This window comes from Bradyrhizobium sp. NBAIM08, from assembly GCF_020193935.1.
Classification (GTDB): Bacteria; Pseudomonadota; Alphaproteobacteria; order Rhizobiales; family Xanthobacteraceae; genus Bradyrhizobium; species Bradyrhizobium yuanmingense.
In genome coordinates this window covers 478,563-496,103 of record NZ_JADYVR010000004.1, presented here as the reverse complement: position 1 = coordinate 496,103, position 17,541 = coordinate 478,563, and the positions used below count along the sequence as shown (strand labels likewise).

The following is a 17,541-nucleotide window of genomic DNA, read 5'->3' as shown; positions in this document are numbered from 1 at the left end:
CTCAAGCCGTGATATGATGGCTATCCTGCTAAAGCAATAACCTCGCAGGTAAGGCCGCTTCCACGCCGCGGAAAAATCAGCCTGCGGCGTCGCGCAGGTTCGGCAGCAACGGCGTGGTCGGATTGACCGGCACGTTCCAGATTTCCTCGGCATATTCGCGGATGGTGCGGTCGGACGAGAACCAGGCCATGCGCGCGACATTGAGGATCGAGGCGCGGGTCCAGGCTGGCTTCACCTGCCAGCGAGCATCGACCGCGCGCTGCGCCTCGTAGTAGGAATCGAAATCGGCGCTGACCATGTAATGGTCGAGATAGCGCAGCGCGTGCGCGATGGATTCGAAGCGGCCGGGGTCGCCGGGCGAGAACTCGCCAGCGCCGATCGCGTTGATAGCACGCTGCAGCTTCGGCGACCTGCGGATCACGTCGGAGGCATCCAGCCCCTGCTTGCGCCGGATCATCACGTCGCCGGCCTCCATGCCGAAGATCGCGATGTTCTCGGTGCCGACATGGTCGCGGATCTCGATATTGGCGCCGTCGAGCGTGCCGATGGTGATGGCCCCGTTCAGCGCCAGCTTCATGTTGCCGGTGCCGGAGGCTTCCATGCCCGCGGTCGAGATCTGCTCGGACAGATCGGCCGCGGGAATGATCACCTCGGCGAGGCTGACATTGTAGTCGGGCAGGAACACGACCTTGAGCTTGCCGCCGATCGCGGGATCGTTGTTGACGATTTCGGCGACGTCGTTGATCAGCTTGATGATCAGCTTGGCGTAGCGATAGCTCGCCGCCGCCTTGCCGGCGAAGATCTTCACCCGCGGCACCCAATTGCCGTTGGGCTCGTCCTTGATCGCCTGGTAGAGCGCGACCGTCTCGATGACGTTGAGCAATTGGCGCTTGTATTCGTGGATGCGCTTGATCTGCACGTCGAACAATGCGCCCGGGTCGACCCTGATGCCGAGCCGTTCGCCGATCAGGCGGGCGAGCTGGGCCTTGTTGTGGTGTTTGACGCTGCGGAACTTCTTCTGGAACTCGACGTCGCTGGCGCGCGCCTCGATCAGCGAGAGCTGGGTCGGATCGTCGAGCACGGCATCGCCGCAGCTCTCGCGCAACAAATCCGTCAGCTTCGGGTTCGCCAGCATCAGCCAGCGTCGGAAGGTGATGCCGTTGGTCTTGTTGGTGATGCGTCCGGGATAGAGATGGTTGAGGTCGTGGAACACGGTCTCGCGCATCAGGTCCGAATGCATCGCCGAGACCCCGTTGATGCGGTGCGAGCCGACGAAGGCGAGTTGGCCCATGCGCACGCGGCGGCCGCTCTTCTCGTCGATCAGTGACACTGAGGCGCGGAAGTCGATGTCGCCCGGGCAGCGCGCTTCGGCGAGCGCCAGATGCTGCACGTTGATGCGGTAGATGATCTCCAGATGCCGCGGCAGCAGCCGCTCGAACAGCTCGACCGGCCAGGTCTCCAGCGCCTCCGGCAGCAGCGTGTGGTTGGTGTAGGAGAGGGTGGCGACCGTGATCTTCCAGGCCTCGTCCCAGCGGAAATTGTGGAGGTCGACGAGGATCCGCATCAGCTCGGTGACGGCAAGGCTCGGATGGGTGTCGTTGAGCTGCACCGCGACCTTGCCGGCGAGGTTGCGCAGCTGGCCGTCGGAGGCGAGATGCCGCTTCACCAGGTCCTGGAGTGAGGCGGAGACGAAGAAATATTCCTGGCGCAGCCGCAGCTCGCGGCCCGCCGGGCTCTCGTCGTTCGGATAGAGGAACTTGCAGATCGCCTCCGCGCGCGCCTGCTCGGCGCTGGCGCTGACGTAATCGCCTTTGTTGAAGGCATCTAACTTGAGCGGATCGGGCGAGCGCGCCGACCACAGCCGCAGCGCGTTGACGTGGTGGCCGCGCCAGCCGACGATTGGCGTGTCATAGGCGATTGCCTGCACGGTTTCAGCAGGATGCCAGATCGAGCGGTCGCGGCCCTTGTCGTCGACATGCTCGACGCCGCCGCCGAAATTGACGTCGTAGATCACCTCGGGTCGCTGCAATTCCCAGGGATTGCCGAAGCTCAGCCATTCGTCGGGATATTCCTGCTGCCAGCCCTGATTGATGATCTGGCGGAACAGGCCGTAATCGTAGCGGATGCCGTAGCCGATCGCGGGGATCGACAGCGTCGCCATGCTCTCCATGAAGCAGGCGGCGAGCCGGCCGAGGCCGCCATTGCCGAGCGCCGCATCCGGCTCGCATTTGCGCAGCTCCGGCAGCGAGACGCCGAGATCGCCGAGCGCGACCTCGAAGATCTTGAGCAGGCCCATGTTGTTGAGCGCGTCGGTAAAGAGCCGGCCGATCAGGAATTCGAGCGAGAGATAGTAAACCCGCTTGCGGCCCGCGTCGTAGCTGTGCTTCTCGGCCGTGAGCCAGCGATGCACGATGCGGTCGCGCAGCGCGAGCGCCGCGGCCTGGTACCAATCGTGCCTGGTCGCCATGCCAGCGTCCTTGCCGATGGCAAGGCGCAGCTTTGCCAGGATTGCGCCCTTGATCTCGGCCAGCGCGAGTTCGTCGATGGGCTGCCCGGAGGCCGGAAAACTGGGCTGGAACGATGAATCCTGCAAAGCCGTTACTTCCTAGGTCGAAACAACTCTTAACTGTACGCGTCCTGCCCTTGCACCGGAACTGTCGCCCGCGAGGCCGTGCACTGCGCTGGCGCAAATTTATGCAAGGAATGGGCCGAATTGGGAACCCGGAGGAGCACGGAGAAACCCAGATTCGGTGCTAGATTACGAAAGATTCAGCCATCAGTGTGGAGAAGCGGACCGTGAGACTGCTGATCGAAATCGCCACTGCGGCCCTGCTCGTCGTCTGCATCAGCGCCACCAGCGCGGCGTTCGCCGCCAGCACGACCGGTCGCAGCGCCGACGGCCTCAGCTGCGGCTTCACGGTGCCGCAGAAGGCGTCGCCCGCAGCCCGCTGCGCTGCGATCAAGCGCCAATGCGGCGGCAAGTTCTACGCAAGCGCGTGCGGCGACAAGCTGATATCCGCAGCGAATTGAGAGCCGTAGGAGCTTTGGTGAGCTCAAGCCGCCTTGCTCTGCACCGTATCGCAAAACTCCGCGAGACGGTCCGCAAGCCGCAGCGTCGCCGGGCTCGCATCCGGCGAAGCCATCAGTGCAACCTCGGTCTTGCTGATCGGCGCAAAGCCGTCCTTCGCCGTCAGCACGCGGTGGTCGGTCTGGATCGCCATCTCCGACAGGATGCTGAGGCCCATGCCGGCGGCGACCGCGGCCTGAATGCCGGCGAGGCTCGATGAGGTGTAGGCGGTGTGCCAAGCGCGGCCGGCCGTTTCCAGCGCGTGGATGGCGCCGGCGCGGTAGATGCAGCCGAGCGGAAAGCCGATCAGCGGCACCGACGGCACGTTGACGTCGACCGGGTGGCTCTTGCTGGTGACCCAGTGCACCCGCTCCGGCCACACCGCGATCGCGTCCTTCGCGCCAGCCTCGCGCTTGTAGAGCGCAAGGTCGAGCTCGCCGCGTTGGAGATCGCGGGCGAGATGCTTGCTCTGGTCGGCGCGCACGTCCAGCCGCAATCCCGGATGCGAGCGCGAGAACGCGCCCAGCAGTTTTGCCAGCCGGTATGCGGCAAAGTCCTCGGGGATGCCGAGCCGGATCGCGCCATCGCTATCAGGCTGGCGCAGCACGTCGCGCGCCTCCTCGGCCAGCGAGAGCAATCGCCGCGCATAGGACAGCAGCCGCTCGCCGGCCTCGGTCGGGCGCACGTCCTTGCCGTCGCGGTGCAGCAGCACCTGACCGACATCCTCCTCCAGCCGCTTGATCTGCTGACTCACGGTCGATTGCGTGCGGTGGACGCGCTCGCCGGCGCGGGTGAAGCCGCCGGCCTCGACCACCGAGACGAAGCTGCGCAGCAGCTCAAGATCGAGCACGGCCGCCTCCATTAAGAAATCCACTGGACGCGAGTTAATCATTTAATTTCCAAATGGCAAGCGGCCTCCCTAGATCGAGGGCAGAAAAAAACATCCGAGAATGCCCCTCATGTCGCTCGCCAGCTCGCTTCCCGCCCCCCGCAGCCGCTTCAACACATTGCCGCTCGCGATCGGCCTGTTCTGCCTGCTCTGGAGCTACGCCTTCATCGCTGGCAAGATCGGCGTCACCCATTGCCCGCCGCTGATCCTGCTCGCCGCGCGCTTCTCGCTCGCGGGTATCTTGATCCTGGGCGCCACGTTGATCCGCGGCGAAGCCTGGTCGTTGTCGTGGCGCGATGCCGCGATCTTCGCGTTGCTCGGCATCGCCAACAATGCGCTCTATCTCGGCCTCGGCTACACCGGCCTGCAATCGGTCTCCGCCGGCCTCGGCGGCCTGATCGTGTCAGCCAATCCGGTGTTCACCGCGGGCCTTGCCGCGCTGCTGCTCGGCGAAGGCATGACCTGGCGCAAGGCGAGCGGCCTCTTGCTCGGCATCATCGGCGTGACCGCAATCGTCTGGCACCGCCTGTCGGTCGGCACCGATTCGCTGCACGGCATCGTCTTCACGCTGGCCTCGCTCGCTTCGATCGTGGCCGGCACCATCCTGTTCAAGCTGCTGGCGCCGAAGGGATCCCTGTGGATCGGCAATGGCGTGCAGAACCTCGCGGCCGGCATCGTACTGACACCGGTCGCGCTCACCTTCGCCGATGTCGACGCGATCGACTATACGCCGAGCCTGATCGGCGCCTTCGCCTTTCTCGTGCTCGGCGGCTCGATCATCGCTTCTTGGCTCTGGTTTCGTCTCTTGAAGACGTGTGGCGCCACCGCCGCCAGCGCCTATCATTTCCTGATGCCGCCGCTCGGCATGCTGTTCGCATTCCTCGTCCTCGGCGAGCACATCGAGGCGCGCGACCTGCTTGGCATCATTCCGGTCGCGCTCGGCATCTATCTGGTGACGCGGCCGGCGAAGGCGGTGGTGTAGGTGGAGGCCCCGCTGTTCACTATCGTCATTGCGAGGAGCTCTTGCGACGAAGCAATCCAGACTGCCGCAGCGGAGGCAGTCTGCATTGCTTCGCTGCGCTCGCAATGACGGGGGGCTAGTCCTTCCTGAACACGATCGAGGCCATCCACCCCGTCATCAGCGCCATCGCAACGGTGGCGAGGCCGTAGATCAGGCCATTCTGGCGGGCAGTGGTGGCGACGAACTGCTCGAAGCCGACCTTGACGATCTCGAACGCGGTCTCGGTCTTGCCGATGAACGCGCCGTTGGCGAACAGCTTGATCTCGATCTCATAGGTGCCGATCGGCACCTCCGCAGGCAGCGGAATGCCGGTGCGGAACAGCGTCGGCGTCAGGAACGTGACCGCGCTTCCGTCTTCGCGGTAGAGCCCGCGCTGGGTGCGCAGGCGAATGAAGGCCGAGCGGAACGCATCGTTGGGCACCACGTCGGCAAAGTCGCCGCTGACCCGCTGCGTCAGCAGCACGTTGTTGAGCCCGATCTGCTGCCGCCGCGCGATCTCGGGCGAGGTGATGGCGTCGAGCGGGCGGTTGGCGAACAGCGCGAGATAGCTCGGCACCTGCAGGAATTGGCGGTAGTCGGTGTTGATCCAGATGCCGAAGGTGCGCTCCTTCCGCCGCGTCACCATGTCGGCGCGCGGGCCCATCACGGTGACGACGAGATCGTAGGCCGTGCGGTCCGCGGGCGTCGTCGTATCCTTCTCGACCGAGCCGAACAGCACCAGCTCCTCGCCGGAATAGTTCGGCGTCACCGTGACCCGGTGATTCGAGACCGACACAATCAGCCGCTCGGCCCGCGCAGCGCCGCCGAGCAGCAGGACGAGGACGATGGCGAGAAGCATGCGCCTCATCGGCTCACTCCGAGCTCACGGATGGTGAAGAGATCGGAGGGCTGGATCACCAGCTCGATCGCGAAGCGGATTCCGACCGAGAGGATGAGCAAGCCCAGCAGCAGCCGCAGCTGCTCGCCGCGGATCTTCTGGCCGGCACGGGCGCCGAACTGCGCGCCGGTGACGCCGCCGACCATCAGGATCAGCGCCAGCACGGCATCGACCAGGTGATTGGTCGCCGCGTGCAGCATGGTCGCGAACAGCATGGTGACGACGGTGAGAACCATCGAGGTCCCGATCACCGTCGAGGTCGGCACCCTCAAGAGATAGATCATGATCGGCACCAGGATGAAGCCGCCGCCTATACCCATGATGGCGCCGATGAAACCGATCACGATGCCGACGATCACCACGGGGATGACCGAGAGATAGATCTTCGAGCGCTTGAACCGCACCTTCAGCGGCAGGCCGTGGATCCAGTTGTGGGTGCGGCGCGGCGGCAGCGCCCCGCGCCGGGTCCGCATCAAGGCGCGCAATCCTTCCGAGAACATCAGGCTGCCGACCGTGGTGAGCAGCACGACGTAGGAGAGCGCGATCATCAGATCGAGCTGGCCGAGCGCCCGCAGCTGGGTGAAGGTCCAGACGCCGAGCGTCGTGCCGGTCACGCCGCCGCATAACAACACACTCGCCAGCGCCGGATCGATCGCGCGCCGCCGCCAATAGGAGAGGGCGCCGGAAAAGGAGGAGGCCGCGATGTGGCTCGCCACGGAAGCCACCGCGACCGCCGGCGTGATGCCGATGAAGATCAAAAGCGGCGTCATCAAGAAGCCGCCGCCGATGCCGAACATGCCGGAGACGAAGCCGACCGCCGCGCCCATGGCGAGCACCAGGAAGACGTTGACCGGAAGATCGGCGATCGGGAGGTAAAGCTGCATTGAACCTGCGCACCGGCGAGACGGATCGACGAACGCGGAATGCTCGCGGAGAGGACGGAACGATTGCCGCGTCCTTCAATAGCGGAATTCGCGGGCGGGCGGGACCGGGAATTTCAGGCGTGGTGAATGGGTATGACGCGCGCGTGATGATCTCTGCGATCGTCCGCACTCCCGCTGCAGGCGGAGAGGCGAAAGGTCAGAACGGACTGACCGAGAAATACCGTAGCCAGAGATCGGTGTAGCGGCCTTTTTCCCAGATCCGGAACATCGCCCAGTTCAGGGCCTGGCGCAGCACGTCGTTGCCCTTGCGCACGGCGATGCCGATGCCCTCGCCGAAGAAACGGCTCTCGACGAACGGACCGCCGGAGAAGGCGCAGCAATCGGCCGAATCCGTGCCGTTGATCCAGAACGCCAGCGAGATGGCGTCGCCGAAGATGAAGTCGACCTCGCCCCTGCGCAGAGCTGCGCGCATCGCATCGTCATTGGGGTAGGCGTGCAGCTCGGCGTCGGTGAACATCGCCTTGAGATACGCCTCGTGCGCCGAGCCGGCGATGGCGCCGACCTTCTTGCCCTCGAGATATTCGGGGCGGATCTCCGGCATCACCGCATCCTTGCGCGAGACGAAGCGCGCCGGCACGCGGTAATAGGGATCGGTGAAGTCGACGCGGGCGCGCAGCTGCGGGCTCACCGCCATGGAGGCGATGATGGCATCGCCCCGGTTGGAGGTGAGCGCATCGACCAGCGTCTCGAAACGCCGCATCTGCACCGTGCAGGTGACCTTGATCTCCTCGCACAGGGCGCGGGCGAAATCGACGTTGAAGCCGGCCGGATTGCCGTCCGCACCGGTGTAGTTGAACGGCGGATAGTCGGTCTCGGTCAGGAAGCGGATCACGGTCAGGCGGGACAGGTCCGGCCGTTCGGGGCGCCGGCGCGGGTCCCAGAACCCGGGCACCGCCTGCGGGGCGGCCTGGGGCGCCGCCTGAGGGGTGGTCTGTGGCGCAGCCGGAGGCCGCTTGGCGGGAGCTTGCGCGTTCGCCTCGGTGAGGCCGCCGAGCAGGCAAAGGCCAGCAGCCAGCCCTGCCAGCAAGCCACGGACAGATTTGAGCGATTTCGCCTGTTGCGATGGAGCCATCGGCCGAAGGAATGAATTTCGTCGGGATCGGAGGGCCTTATAGACCATCCCGCCGGGAACGCGAGCGCCGATTGTGGCCAGCGTGAAGCTCAGAGATACCGCTTCAAATCAACCGCTGCCTCTTCCGGCGTCCGCTTCAAATTGAACGGCGAGACGAACCTGCCCTCGCGGTCCATCAGGTAGATCAGCGCGGTGTGGTCCATCGTGTAATCGCCGTCCTTGGTCGGGACCTTTTTGGCATAGACCCGGTAGGAGGAGATCACCTTGGCGGTCTCGGCGGGGTCGCCGGACAGGCCCTGGAGGTGCGGATCGAAGCTCGACAGGTAATCCTTCATCGTCGCCGGCGTGTCGCGCTCGGGATCGACCGAAATGAAGATGGCATTGACCTTGTCGGCGTCCTTGCCCAGCGCGCGCAGCACTTCCGAGATCTCGAACAGCGAGGTCGGGCAGACGTCGGGGCAATGGGTGTAGCCGAAGAAGATCAGGGTCGGCTTGCCCTTCAGGCTCTTGTCGGTGACGGCCTTGCCGTTCTGGTCGGTCAGCTGGAACGGGCCGCCGATCGCGGCCGGCTGTGCCACCTTGCCGACCCCGCCCATCGCCCAGAACATGATCAGGAGGCCGACGACGAGGCTTGTAGCGAAGGCGGTCGCGATCACCAGCGGACGGGTGGCGGAGCTCATGGGCGGAAAACTTCCTGTCGCAGGTCAGAAGCAGGCGGCAAAGCCGGTCCTGATCATTTCGAAGAACACCTGGCTGCCATAGTGGAACCAGAGCGCCAGCGCGCCGATCACGGCGAGACCGCCGATTGCAGCGCCCGCCCACAGCAGCACGGATGGCATCCGCCCGGCAGTGGGCGAATTGTCCGATAGCCGATGTGCCGGGTGCAGCGGTTGAGCCATGACAACGATCGGGACGAAGGCCCCGGTTCCCTGGCTTTCAGATAGGCTTTGCGCCGGCTGCCGGCAAGGCGCCGCCAGCAGGCAAGGCTCCGCCAGCTGGCAAGACGCCGCGGCGGCGCCAAAGGACGCCGCCAGCCTGTGGATGTCAGTGGAGGAGCTGGCCCCGGGCGGATTCGAGCGGCTCCGCTTGCGGGAGCGACCGGCGCGACGGCCTGGTCGTCGAGGCCTGCGCGTCCAGGTAGCACGGCTTGTACATGGCCTGGAGCTGCTTGCCCCTCAGGAAGAGCATCCGCGGGGTGAGGCCGCCCCGCTGGCCGATCCAGCGCCTGATCTGCGAGGGATACATCGCATAGAGCATCTGGGTCGCTTCGGGATTGGTGATGGCGCGGCCGTTGGCGCCGAAATCCCAGGCGGCATGGAAGCCCAGCGTCGCATGCGAGGTCACGCAGATCCGGTCGTGCGGGATAGCACCGAGAACGATGGTACAGGCCGAGGCGCAGAGGCCATCGATGATGACCGTCTCGCCCGATTGCCTGAGGTCCTGGTACTTGTCGACGTAGGTTCCGATCCGGCCGCCGCGGTCATCCGCGATCCGAACCACCGCGTGAGAAGCCCCCATGCCTGCGATCAAGAGAACCGCCGCAAGCAACCCCGTCAGAAAATTCATTTTCCCCCGCCCCAGTCGAATTCGAATCTGTGTGTCAGGTGATGATGCACGGCTAGCGTCGGTCGTAACCGAGGCTTTGTCTAGGCAGGCCTGCTGGCTCAAAACAAATTAAATCCAGTGTTGCGTCCGCGCTGCACCCGGCCGGTCTCCATCCCAAAGTGGAACAAGTTAACGAGGTCTTGCGCGCCATACCCTTGATCTCAGTTGCAACCGCTGGCTTCAATCCGGGCAACTACAGGGGGGAACCCTTGAGGAGGAGAAGAACTTGGAGGGGGAAGCGCATGGTTGAAGAAACGGATGTCATCGTCGTCGGTGCGGGACTGTCGGGCCTCGTTGCCGCCACTGAGATCGCTGATGCGGGCAAGCGCGTGATGGTTGTCGACCAGGAAGGCGAGCAGTCGCTGGGGGGCCAGGCGTTCTGGTCGTTCGGCGGATTGTTCCTGGTCGATTCGCCGGAGCAGCGCCGGCTCGGCATCAAGGACTCCTACGAGCTTGCCATGCAGGACTGGCTCGGCACCGCCGGCTTCGACCGCGACGAGGATTTCTGGCCGCGCCAATGGGCCGAAGCCTATGTGGCCTTCGCGGCCGGCGAGAAGCGCGGCTGGCTGCGCGCGATGGGCCATCGCTTCTTTCCCGTGGTCGGCTGGGCCGAGCGCGGCGGATATGATGCGATGGGCCACGGCAATTCGGTGCCGCGCTTCCACGTCACCTGGGGCACCGGCCCGGGCATCGTCGAGCCGTTCGAGCGCCGCGCGCGCGAGGCGATGAAGACCGGCCGATTGATCTTCCGATTTCGCCATCGCGTCGATGCGCTCTCGGTCACCAATGGCACGGTGGATGGCGTCAGCGGCGTCGTTCTTGCGCCCGATGATGCAGAGCGCGGCAAGAGCTCCTCGCGCAACGTGGTCGGCGACTTCGCACTGAAGGCGCAGGCCGTGATCGTCGCCTCCGGCGGCATCGGCGGCAACCACGAGCTGGTGCGGCAGAACTGGCCGAAGCGGCTCGGTGAGCCCCCGAAGTTCATGATCTCCGGCGTGCCCGAGCATGTCGATGGGCGCATGATCGGCATCACGGAAAAGACCGGCGCGCGGCTGATCAACCGCGACCGCATGTGGCACTACGTCGAGGGCATCCAGAACTGGAACCCGATCTGGCCGCGTCACGGCATCCGCATCCTGCCGGGTCCTTCCTCAATGTGGTTCGACGCCACAGGCACGCGGCTGCCGGCGCCGCTATTCCCGGGCTCGGACACGCTCGGCCAGCTCAAATACATCACGTCGACCGGCTACGACTATTCCTGGTTCATCCTGACCCAGAGCATCATCAAGAAAGAGTTTGCGCTGTCGGGCTCGGAGCAGAACCCGGACCTGACCGGCAAGAGCTGGCGCATGACGCTTCGCCGCGCCACCAACAAGGGCGCGCCGGCGCCGGTGGAGGCGTTCAAGAGCCATGGTGTCGACTTCATTGTCCGCGACAAGCTCGATGAGCTCGTTGCGGCCATGAACAAGCTCGCCGGCAGCGATCTCCTCAAGCTCGAGCACATCAGGATGCAGATCGAGGCGCGCGACCGCGAGATCGCCAATCCCTACGTCAAGGATGCGCAGGTCATGAACATCCACAATGCGCGCCGCTATATCGGCGACAAGTTGATCCGCACCGCTTCTCCGCACCGCATCCTCGATCCCGCGCATGGGCCGCTGATCGCCGTGAAGCTCAACATTCTCACCCGCAAGACGCTGGGCGGCTTCGAGACCGATCTCGACTCCCGCGTGTTCGGGGAGGAGGGCCGCGTCATTCCCGGCCTTTACGCCGTCGGCGAGGCCGCCGGCTTCGGTGGCGGCGGCGTGCATGGCTATCGCTCGCTGGAAGGCACCTTTCTGGGCGGCTGCCTGTTCTCGGGCCGCAATGCGGGCCGTGCCGCCGCCAAGGCAGTGGGCTAGACCATGCGGCGGCGGATGCGCATCGCCACGCTGATCGCTGCTTTGACGGCAGCTTCGGCTGCGTCCGCCGATACGGTCGATGTCAACGGGGTGAAGCGCTCCTACACCGCGCAACTGCCGGCCAAGCGGCCCGCACCGCTCGTCATCGTGCTGCATGGCAAGACCCAGCGCGGCGCCGACATGGTCACGCGGACGGCCTGGCCGCAGGTTGCCAAGCGCGAGGGCCTTGCCGTTGTGTTTCCGGACGGGCTCAACAACGCATGGGCGGACGCGCGCACCAAGGCGGGGCCGGCCCTGCGCGGACCACCGGTCGGCACCGATGACGTCGCCTTCATCGCAAGGCTGGTCGAGAAGCTGGTGGCCGACGGCACGGCCGATGCGAAGCGCGTCTACGTCGCCGGCGTCTCCAATGGCGGTGCCATGGCGATGACCATGGCCTGCGCGCGGGCCGATCTGTTTGCGGCGGCTGCGAGTGTGATCATGAACCTCAACGACGAAGCCGCCGTCACCTGCCATCCGTCGCGGCCGCTGCCGATGCTGCTCATGAACGGGACGGAAGATCCGCTGGTCCCTTATGAGGGCGGGCGCGGATCGAGCTATTTTGCCGCAGAGGGATTCTGGTCGACGGATGAGACGCTGGCGTTCTGGCGCAGGCTCAATGGCTGCGAGACCGACGACGCCGGGATCACCGACATGCCCGACGCGGCGCCCGCGGACCAGTCCACGGTCACGCGTATCAGCTCGCGCTGTCCGGCTGGGCACGACGTCGTGCTCTATCGCATCAACCACGGCGGCCACCGCATGCCAGGCTTTGCTCCGGATGCCCGATTCCCGAAGGTCGCCAGGAACCTGCTCGGACCGCAGAACGGCGACATCGACGGCGCCGAAACGATCTGGACGTTCTTCAGCCGGTTTCCGTGAACGGCGTTGCTGCCCCACGCATGCGTGCCGGGCAACGCATGCGTGGCAGGCAACGCACGCGTGCCAAGGGGTGGCACAGTGCAAACCGCTGGGCTAGACAGGGCCGCCATTCCAGCCAGGAGATCCAGATGAGCATTCAGCGTTTAGAAACCGGCCCGCGCATGAGCCAGGTCGTCGTGCACGGCAACACCGTCTATCTCGCCGGTGTCGTCGCCAACAAGGCGGCCGGCGAAAGCGTGACGAAGCAGACCCAGGACATCCTGGCGACCATCGACGGTCACCTCGCCAAGGCCGGCACCGACAAGTCGAAGCTGCTCTCGGCCACGATCTACATCACCGACATGAAGACCTTCGCAGAGATGAACGCTGTGTGGGACGCCTGGGTCTCGCCCGGCAATACGCCTGCGCGCGCCACCGTCGAAGCCAAGCTGGCCGCCCCGCAATACACCGTCGAGATCATGGTGACGGCGGCGAAGTAATTTTTGCGAAAACCTCACGCGCGTTGATGACCTCCGAGGTAATCGATCAACGCGCGTGAACCTTCGATAGTCACAGTCAGCCGGACAACACGGCGCCATCGAAGGAGAGAACCATGACCGACCCCGTCACCATCGCCCGCCGCTACATCGAGCTCTGGAACGAGCGCAGTGCCGGCCGCCGCCGCGAGCTGCTGAGCGAAAGCTGGACAACGGATGCGAGCTACGTCGACCCCGTGATGAAGGGCGACGGCCAGGACGGCATCGAGGCGCTGATCGCAGGTGTGCAGCAGCGCTTTCCCGATTTCACATTCAAGCTGATCGGCGAGCCCAACGGCTACGGCGATCACATCCGCTTCTCGTGGGGACTTGGCCCTGACGGCGCCGACAGCCCGATCAAGGGCACCGATTTCGCCGTGCTGAAGGACGGCCGGATCAGAAGCGTGACCGGATTTCTCGATCAGGTCCCGGCCGGGGCGTGAGAGCGCTGGCCCTCGTCGCGCAGGCGAGGAGAGGACCGAAATTTGGACCTCACAAGCGGTCGTCATGCCCGGGCTTGTCCCGGGCATCCACGTTCTTCGTGCCGCGGGTAAGACGTGGATGGCCGGGACAAGCCCGGCCATGACGATGTCGAGTCTATCGTGCCTCAAATGGACAGCGCGTGTGCGATCGCCCTGTCGCAGGCCATAGCCCCCCTCGACGAAGCCATCCCTACGGCTTACCTGTCATGCCGTGCCGCCCCGTCTCCTCCAGACATCGACCGAGCCGGCCGCCCTGCTGCCGGATCGCTTTCGGGCCTGGTTCGCAGCCCGCGGCTGGTCGCCGCGCGCGCATCAATTGGCGCTGCTGGAGAAGGCGCGCGAGGACCGGTCCGCTCTCCTGATTGCGCCGACCGGCGCCGGCAAGACGCTGGCCGGATTTCTGCCCACGCTGGTCGAGCTGTCGACGCAGCCGCTGACACGCGACGCGGGTGCGAAGAAGAACCTCGTCTCCACCGGCCGCAGCGTGCAGCGCAGCGGCGGCCTGCACACCCTCTACATCTCGCCGCTCAAGGCGCTCGCCGTCGACATCGCGCGCAACCTTGAGCGTCCGATCGCCGAGATGGACTTGCCCATCAAGGTCGAGACCCGCACCGGCGATACGCCGGTGTCGCGCCGTCAGCGGCAGCGGCGCTATCCGCCCGACGTGTTGCTGACGACGCCCGAGCAGCTCGCGCTGCTGCTCTCCTCCGACGACGCACCGTTCCTGTTTTCCTCTCTCAAGCGCATCGTGCTCGACGAGCTGCACGCGCTGGTCACGTCCAAGCGGGGCGATCTGCTCTCCCTCGGGCTGGCGCGATTGTGGCGCCTCGCGCCGCAGATGCGCGCGATCGGCTTGTCCGCGACCGTAGCCGAGCCAGAGCAGCTCGCGCGCTTCCTGGTGCCGCAGCCCGACGGCAAGGAGCGGGCAGCCGACATCGTCGTCGCCGGCGGCGCCGCGCCGCCCGTGGTCGAGATGCTCGATACGCGCGAGCGGCTGCCCTGGGCCGGTCACAGCGCGCGTCACGCGCTCCCTGAAATCTACGAGCTGATCAAGGCCAACAAGACCACGCTGGTCTTCGTCAACACCCGCAGCCAGGCCGAGATGCTGTTTCAGAATCTCTGGAGCATGAACGACGATGGCCTTGCCATCGCGCTGCATCACGGCTCGCTCGACGTCGCCCAGCGCCGCAAGGTCGAAGACGCCATGTCGGCGGGCCGGCTGCGCGGCGTGGTCTGCACCTCCTCGCTCGACCTCGGCGTCGACTGGGGTGACGTCGATCTCGTTGTCAATATCGGCGCGCCAAAAGGCTCCTCGCGTCTGATGCAGCGCATCGGCCGCGCCAATCACCGCCTCGACGAGGCTTCCCGCGCGGTGCTGGTGCCCGCCAACCGTTTTGAAGTGCTGGAGTGCCGCGTCGCCATCGACGCCATCGCCGAGAATGCGCAGGATACGCCGCCCTTGCGCACTGGCGCGCTCGACGTGCTGGCTCAGCATGTTCTGGGCTGTGCCTGTGGCGAGCCGTTCTTCAGCGACGAGCTCTATGGCGAGGTTCGCACCGCCGCGCCCTACGCAAGCCTGTCGCGGCAGGATTTCGACGACGTCGTCGATTTCGTCGCCTCCGGCGGCTATGCGCTGAAGACCTATGAGCGCTTTGCTCGCATCAAGCAGGACAAGGAGGGACGCTGGCGCGTCGCCAATCCCAAGGTGCGGCAGAGCTACCGCATGAATGTCGGCACCATCGTCGAGGACGACATGCTGAAGGTGCGGCTGGTGCGTTCGCGCGGCAGCGGTGCAGGATCCACAGGCGTGATCGCACGCGGCGGCCGACTGCTCGGCGAGATCGAGGAAGCCTTCATCGAGGGCCTCTCCCCCGGCGACACATTCGTGTTCTCGGGCGAAGTGGTGCGCTACGAGACCCTGGTCGAGGACCAGGTCTATGTCTCGCGCGCGCATGACAAGGACCCGAAGGTGCCGTCCTACATGGGCGGCAAGTTTCCGCTTTCGACCTATCTCGCCGAGCGCGTGCGCCGCCTGCTCGATGATGGCCGCGCCTGGGGCGGCTTGCCGGAGCAGGTGCGCGACTGGCTGTCGCTGCAGAAGGATGTCAGCAGAGTGCCGGCGGTCCGCGAGCTGCTGGTCGAGAGCTTTCCGCGGGCCAACAAGCATTATCTCGTTTGCTACCCCTTCGAGGGCCGTCTCGCGCATCAGACCTTGGGCATGCTGCTGACGCGCCGGCTGGAGCGCGCTCGCGCGCGTCCGCTCGGCTTCGTCGCCAATGAATATGCCGTGGCGATCTGGGGGCTCGGTGATCTCTCCTTCATGATCCGCGATGGGCGGATCGACCTCAACGCGCTGTTCGATCCTGACATGCTCGGCGATGATCTCGAAGCCTGGCTCGCCGAATCCGCGCTGATGAAGCGAACCTTCCGCAACTGCGCCATCATCTCCGGCCTGATCGCGCGCCGCCACACCGGGGAGGAGAAGAGCCGCCGTCAGGTGCTGTTCTCGACCGATCTCGTCTACGACGTGTTGCGCAAGCACCAGGCCGATCACGTCCTGCTCCGCGCTGCGCGCGCCGATGCCGCCACCGGCCTGCTCGATTTGCGCCGGCTCGGCGACATGCTGATGCGCATCCACGGCCGCATCACGCACCGGGAACTCGACCGCGTCTCCCCGCTCGCCGTGCCCGTGATGCTGGAAATCGGCCGCGAGTCAGTTTATGGCGAAGCTGCAGACGAGCTTTTGGCGGAAGCCGCCGACGAGCTCGTCAAAGAGGCGATGGATAGAAGCGGGTAAGACGTGACGGCAGGCGCGCTGATTTCGGGAGATGTCGAGGACATGCGCGTTTCCAGAGTCACGATCAGCGATGTGACCTTTGCGGCCGATCTCTCCGGCGCGCTGTTCTGGGACGAGCAGCGCCTGCTCGTCGTCTCCGACCTGCATCTCGAGAAAGGCTCGAGCTTCGCCACGCGCGGCGTCCTGCTGCCGCCTTACGATACCATTGCGACGCTCGGCCGGCTCGCTGCTGTCATCTCCCGCCATGATCCGCGAGTGGTCATCGCGCTCGGCGACAGTTTTCACGACCGCAGCGCGCATGAGCGCCTGTCCGCCGAGGACCGCGACGCCTTGGCCGCACTCCAGACCGGCCGCGACTGGATCTGGATTTCCGGCAATCACGACCCCATGCTGCCGCGCGATCTTGGCGGCACCATCGCGGACGAAGTCGCAATCGGCCCGATCACCTTCCGCCACGAGCCGACCGGCGCCCACGGCGAGATCGCCGGCCATCTGCATCCGAAGGCGCGTGTCTCGGCGCGTGGCCGCTCGATGGAGCGCCGCTGCTTCGCCAGCGACGGGATGCGGGCGGTGATGCCGGCATTCGGTGCTTACGCGGGGGGCCTCAGCGTCCGCGATCCAGCCTTCGCAAAGATCTTTCCGGCGAATGGCTTTGTCGCCCATCTCCTCGGCGACCGCCGCGTCCACGCCATTGCGGCCTCGCGCTGCCATTGAGGCGCCGGCTGCATTAGGACAGCACTACGACCGGTATTTTTCCGGAATCGCGCAAAGCCCGCTGTCGGTATTAACGTCCGCGCTTGCCGGGGCTGGATTTCATCCCGAACAAGATTGCAACCGGCAAAGGGGTCGCCTCGGGCGGCCCCTTTCGATTCCACGCGCGCCCAGAACAAATTAAGAACACTTTAGCAAGTCTTTGATATATCATTGTGATTCGGCGCCTCGCCGATACAATATCTAGCGTCTGTCCGACTTTGCGAGGACTACATGTCCACCATTGCCTTCGACCAGTTTGCCCTCACCCGGATCGCCGATTTCGCGCGCTCGCTGTCACGGCTGCATCAGGCCGCGCGGCGCCAGAGGGTCGATGACGACCAGTTCGACCGCGAGTTCAACGCGGTGTGCCAGTCGATCTGGGGCTACACCATCGACGATGTCAGCGACGATCTGTTCTCGTCCGAGGATCATCTGTTTCTCGACACGCTGGACGAAGCGCATGCGCGCATCTTCGCGGCGGAGCAGGGCTATGACCTCGTCGGCGATCAGGGCATGCTGACCGATTGGTGGGGCTTCTGCTGGATGATCCTGGCCGAGAAGTGCGGCCTCCTGACGCCGGAGAACCGCGCCTCCGCGCGCGCCGCGATCGAGGAGAAATATCTGGCGGCGCCGAATGTGATCGGCGTGATCATCGGGAGGTAGTGCCGCAAATTCCGTCATTGCTTCGCTACGCTCG

Annotated in this window: 17 protein-coding genes; 9 read left to right on the top strand and 8 right to left on the bottom strand. The window is 65.4% G+C overall.

What is annotated here, in order from left to right; all coding sequences use genetic code 11:
• Positions 1-76: 76 nt before the first annotated feature.
• On the bottom strand, positions 77-2,593 hold the full coding sequence (locus I6F37_RS17040; RefSeq protein WP_225152069.1) for a glycogen/starch/alpha-glucan phosphorylase: 2,517 nt from the start codon (positions 2,591-2,593) through the stop codon (positions 77-79).
• Positions 2,594-2,796: 203 nt separating this feature from the next.
• Between I6F37_RS17040 and I6F37_RS17035 the strand changes: the two genes are divergently transcribed.
• A complete protein-coding gene (locus tag I6F37_RS17035; protein ID WP_225152067.1) occupies positions 2,797-3,030 on the top strand; it encodes a hypothetical protein in 234 nt (77 codons plus the stop codon).
• Positions 3,031-3,053: 23 nt separating this feature from the next.
• Here I6F37_RS17035 and I6F37_RS17030 read toward each other — a convergent pair whose 3' ends face one another.
• Positions 3,054-3,917 (bottom strand): LysR family transcriptional regulator, encoded by an 864-nt coding sequence (locus I6F37_RS17030; RefSeq protein ID WP_036014167.1) that lies wholly within the window; start codon positions 3,915-3,917, stop codon positions 3,054-3,056.
• Positions 3,918-4,026: 109 nt separating this feature from the next.
• Here I6F37_RS17030 and I6F37_RS17025 point away from each other — a divergent pair, with 109 nt between their 5' ends.
• Positions 4,027-4,938, top strand: a complete 912-nt coding sequence (locus I6F37_RS17025) for a DMT family transporter (RefSeq protein WP_036014164.1) — start codon at positions 4,027-4,029, stop codon at positions 4,936-4,938.
• A gap of 115 nt (positions 4,939-5,053) precedes the next feature.
• Here the strand turns inward: I6F37_RS17025 and I6F37_RS17020 are convergent, their stop codons facing one another.
• From I6F37_RS17020 to I6F37_RS16995, 6 genes are all read right to left on the bottom strand, one after another.
• Entirely contained in the window at positions 5,054-5,824 is a 771-nt protein-coding gene (locus I6F37_RS17020) for a TIGR02186 family protein (protein WP_036014162.1), read from the bottom strand.
• On the bottom strand, positions 5,821-6,738 hold the full coding sequence (locus tag I6F37_RS17015; RefSeq protein WP_225152064.1) for a sulfite exporter TauE/SafE family protein: 918 nt from the start codon (positions 6,736-6,738) through the stop codon (positions 5,821-5,823). Before I6F37_RS17015 ends, I6F37_RS17020 begins: the two co-directional genes overlap by 4 nt.
• A gap of 196 nt (positions 6,739-6,934) precedes the next feature.
• Positions 6,935-7,870 carry a transporter substrate-binding domain-containing protein gene (locus tag I6F37_RS17010; RefSeq protein ID WP_036014158.1) on the bottom strand — a complete coding sequence of 312 codons (936 nt, stop codon included), beginning with the start codon at positions 7,868-7,870 and terminating at the stop codon, positions 6,935-6,937.
• An 89-nt stretch (positions 7,871-7,959) separates the two neighbouring features.
• Entirely contained in the window at positions 7,960-8,550 is a 591-nt protein-coding gene (locus tag I6F37_RS17005; RefSeq protein ID WP_036014156.1) for an SCO family protein, read from the bottom strand.
• 24 nt (positions 8,551-8,574) lie between these two features.
• Positions 8,575-8,769, bottom strand: coding sequence for a hypothetical protein (locus tag I6F37_RS17000; RefSeq protein WP_036014155.1), 195 nt, complete (start codon positions 8,767-8,769; stop codon positions 8,575-8,577).
• Between the two features lie 145 nt (positions 8,770-8,914).
• Positions 8,915-9,436, bottom strand: coding sequence for a hypothetical protein (locus I6F37_RS16995; protein ID WP_036014153.1), 522 nt, complete (start codon positions 9,434-9,436; stop codon positions 8,915-8,917).
• Positions 9,437-9,717: 281 nt separating this feature from the next.
• Between I6F37_RS16995 and I6F37_RS16990 the strand changes: the two genes are divergently transcribed.
• The 7 genes from I6F37_RS16990 (at position 9,718) to I6F37_RS16960 (ending at position 17,507) form a co-directional block, all read left to right on the top strand.
• On the top strand, positions 9,718-11,376 hold the full coding sequence (locus tag I6F37_RS16990; RefSeq protein WP_225152063.1) for an FAD-binding dehydrogenase: 1,659 nt from the start codon (positions 9,718-9,720) through the stop codon (positions 11,374-11,376).
• Positions 11,377-11,379: 3 nt separating this feature from the next.
• Positions 11,380-12,297, top strand: coding sequence for a PHB depolymerase family esterase (locus I6F37_RS16985; protein WP_036014144.1), 918 nt, complete (start codon positions 11,380-11,382; stop codon positions 12,295-12,297).
• Positions 12,298-12,425: 128 nt separating this feature from the next.
• Positions 12,426-12,776 (top strand): RidA family protein, encoded by a 351-nt coding sequence (locus I6F37_RS16980; RefSeq protein ID WP_036014142.1) that lies wholly within the window; start codon positions 12,426-12,428, stop codon positions 12,774-12,776.
• 113 nt (positions 12,777-12,889) lie between these two features.
• On the top strand, positions 12,890-13,255 hold the full coding sequence (locus tag I6F37_RS16975) for a nuclear transport factor 2 family protein (protein ID WP_036014140.1): 366 nt from the start codon (positions 12,890-12,892) through the stop codon (positions 13,253-13,255).
• Between the two features lie 250 nt (positions 13,256-13,505).
• Entirely contained in the window at positions 13,506-16,091 is a 2,586-nt protein-coding gene (locus tag I6F37_RS16970; protein ID WP_036014138.1) for a ligase-associated DNA damage response DEXH box helicase, read from the top strand.
• 42 nt (positions 16,092-16,133) lie between these two features.
• Positions 16,134-16,805, top strand: coding sequence for a ligase-associated DNA damage response endonuclease PdeM (pdeM, locus tag I6F37_RS16965; protein ID WP_050995974.1), 672 nt, complete (start codon positions 16,134-16,136; stop codon positions 16,803-16,805).
• A 270-nt stretch (positions 16,806-17,075) separates the two neighbouring features.
• A complete protein-coding gene (locus tag I6F37_RS16960) occupies positions 17,076-17,507 on the top strand; it encodes a hypothetical protein (protein WP_036014134.1) in 432 nt (143 codons plus the stop codon).
• The last annotated feature ends 34 nt before the right edge of the window (positions 17,508-17,541 follow it).

What these genes read in the sequence shown, in the direction of transcription:
- I6F37_RS17010 (WP_036014158.1), bottom strand. Translation starts at nt 7,870, where the DNA reads ATGGCTCCATCGCAACAGGCGAAATCGCTCAAATCTGTCCGTGGCTTG.
- I6F37_RS17020 (WP_036014162.1), bottom strand. Translation starts at nt 5,824, where the DNA reads ATGAGGCGCATGCTTCTCGCCATCGTCCTCGTCCTGCTGCTCGGCGGC.
- I6F37_RS16985 (WP_036014144.1), top strand. Translation starts at nt 11,380, where the DNA reads ATGCGGCGGCGGATGCGCATCGCCACGCTGATCGCTGCTTTGACGGCA.
- I6F37_RS16980 (WP_036014142.1), top strand. Translation starts at nt 12,426, where the DNA reads ATGAGCATTCAGCGTTTAGAAACCGGCCCGCGCATGAGCCAGGTCGTC.
- I6F37_RS17015 (WP_225152064.1), bottom strand. Translation starts at nt 6,738, where the DNA reads ATGCAGCTTTACCTCCCGATCGCCGATCTTCCGGTCAACGTCTTCCTG.
- I6F37_RS16960 (WP_036014134.1), top strand. Translation starts at nt 17,076, where the DNA reads ATGTCCACCATTGCCTTCGACCAGTTTGCCCTCACCCGGATCGCCGAT.
- pdeM (WP_050995974.1), top strand. Translation starts at nt 16,134, where the DNA reads ATGCGCGTTTCCAGAGTCACGATCAGCGATGTGACCTTTGCGGCCGAT.
- I6F37_RS16975 (WP_036014140.1), top strand. Translation starts at nt 12,890, where the DNA reads ATGACCGACCCCGTCACCATCGCCCGCCGCTACATCGAGCTCTGGAAC.
- I6F37_RS17005 (WP_036014156.1), bottom strand. Translation starts at nt 8,550, where the DNA reads ATGAGCTCCGCCACCCGTCCGCTGGTGATCGCGACCGCCTTCGCTACA.
- I6F37_RS16995 (WP_036014153.1), bottom strand. Translation starts at nt 9,436, where the DNA reads ATGAATTTTCTGACGGGGTTGCTTGCGGCGGTTCTCTTGATCGCAGGC.
- I6F37_RS16990 (WP_225152063.1), top strand. Translation starts at nt 9,718, where the DNA reads ATGGTTGAAGAAACGGATGTCATCGTCGTCGGTGCGGGACTGTCGGGC.
- I6F37_RS17025 (WP_036014164.1), top strand. Translation starts at nt 4,027, where the DNA reads ATGTCGCTCGCCAGCTCGCTTCCCGCCCCCCGCAGCCGCTTCAACACA.
- I6F37_RS17000 (WP_036014155.1), bottom strand. Translation starts at nt 8,769, where the DNA reads ATGGCTCAACCGCTGCACCCGGCACATCGGCTATCGGACAATTCGCCC.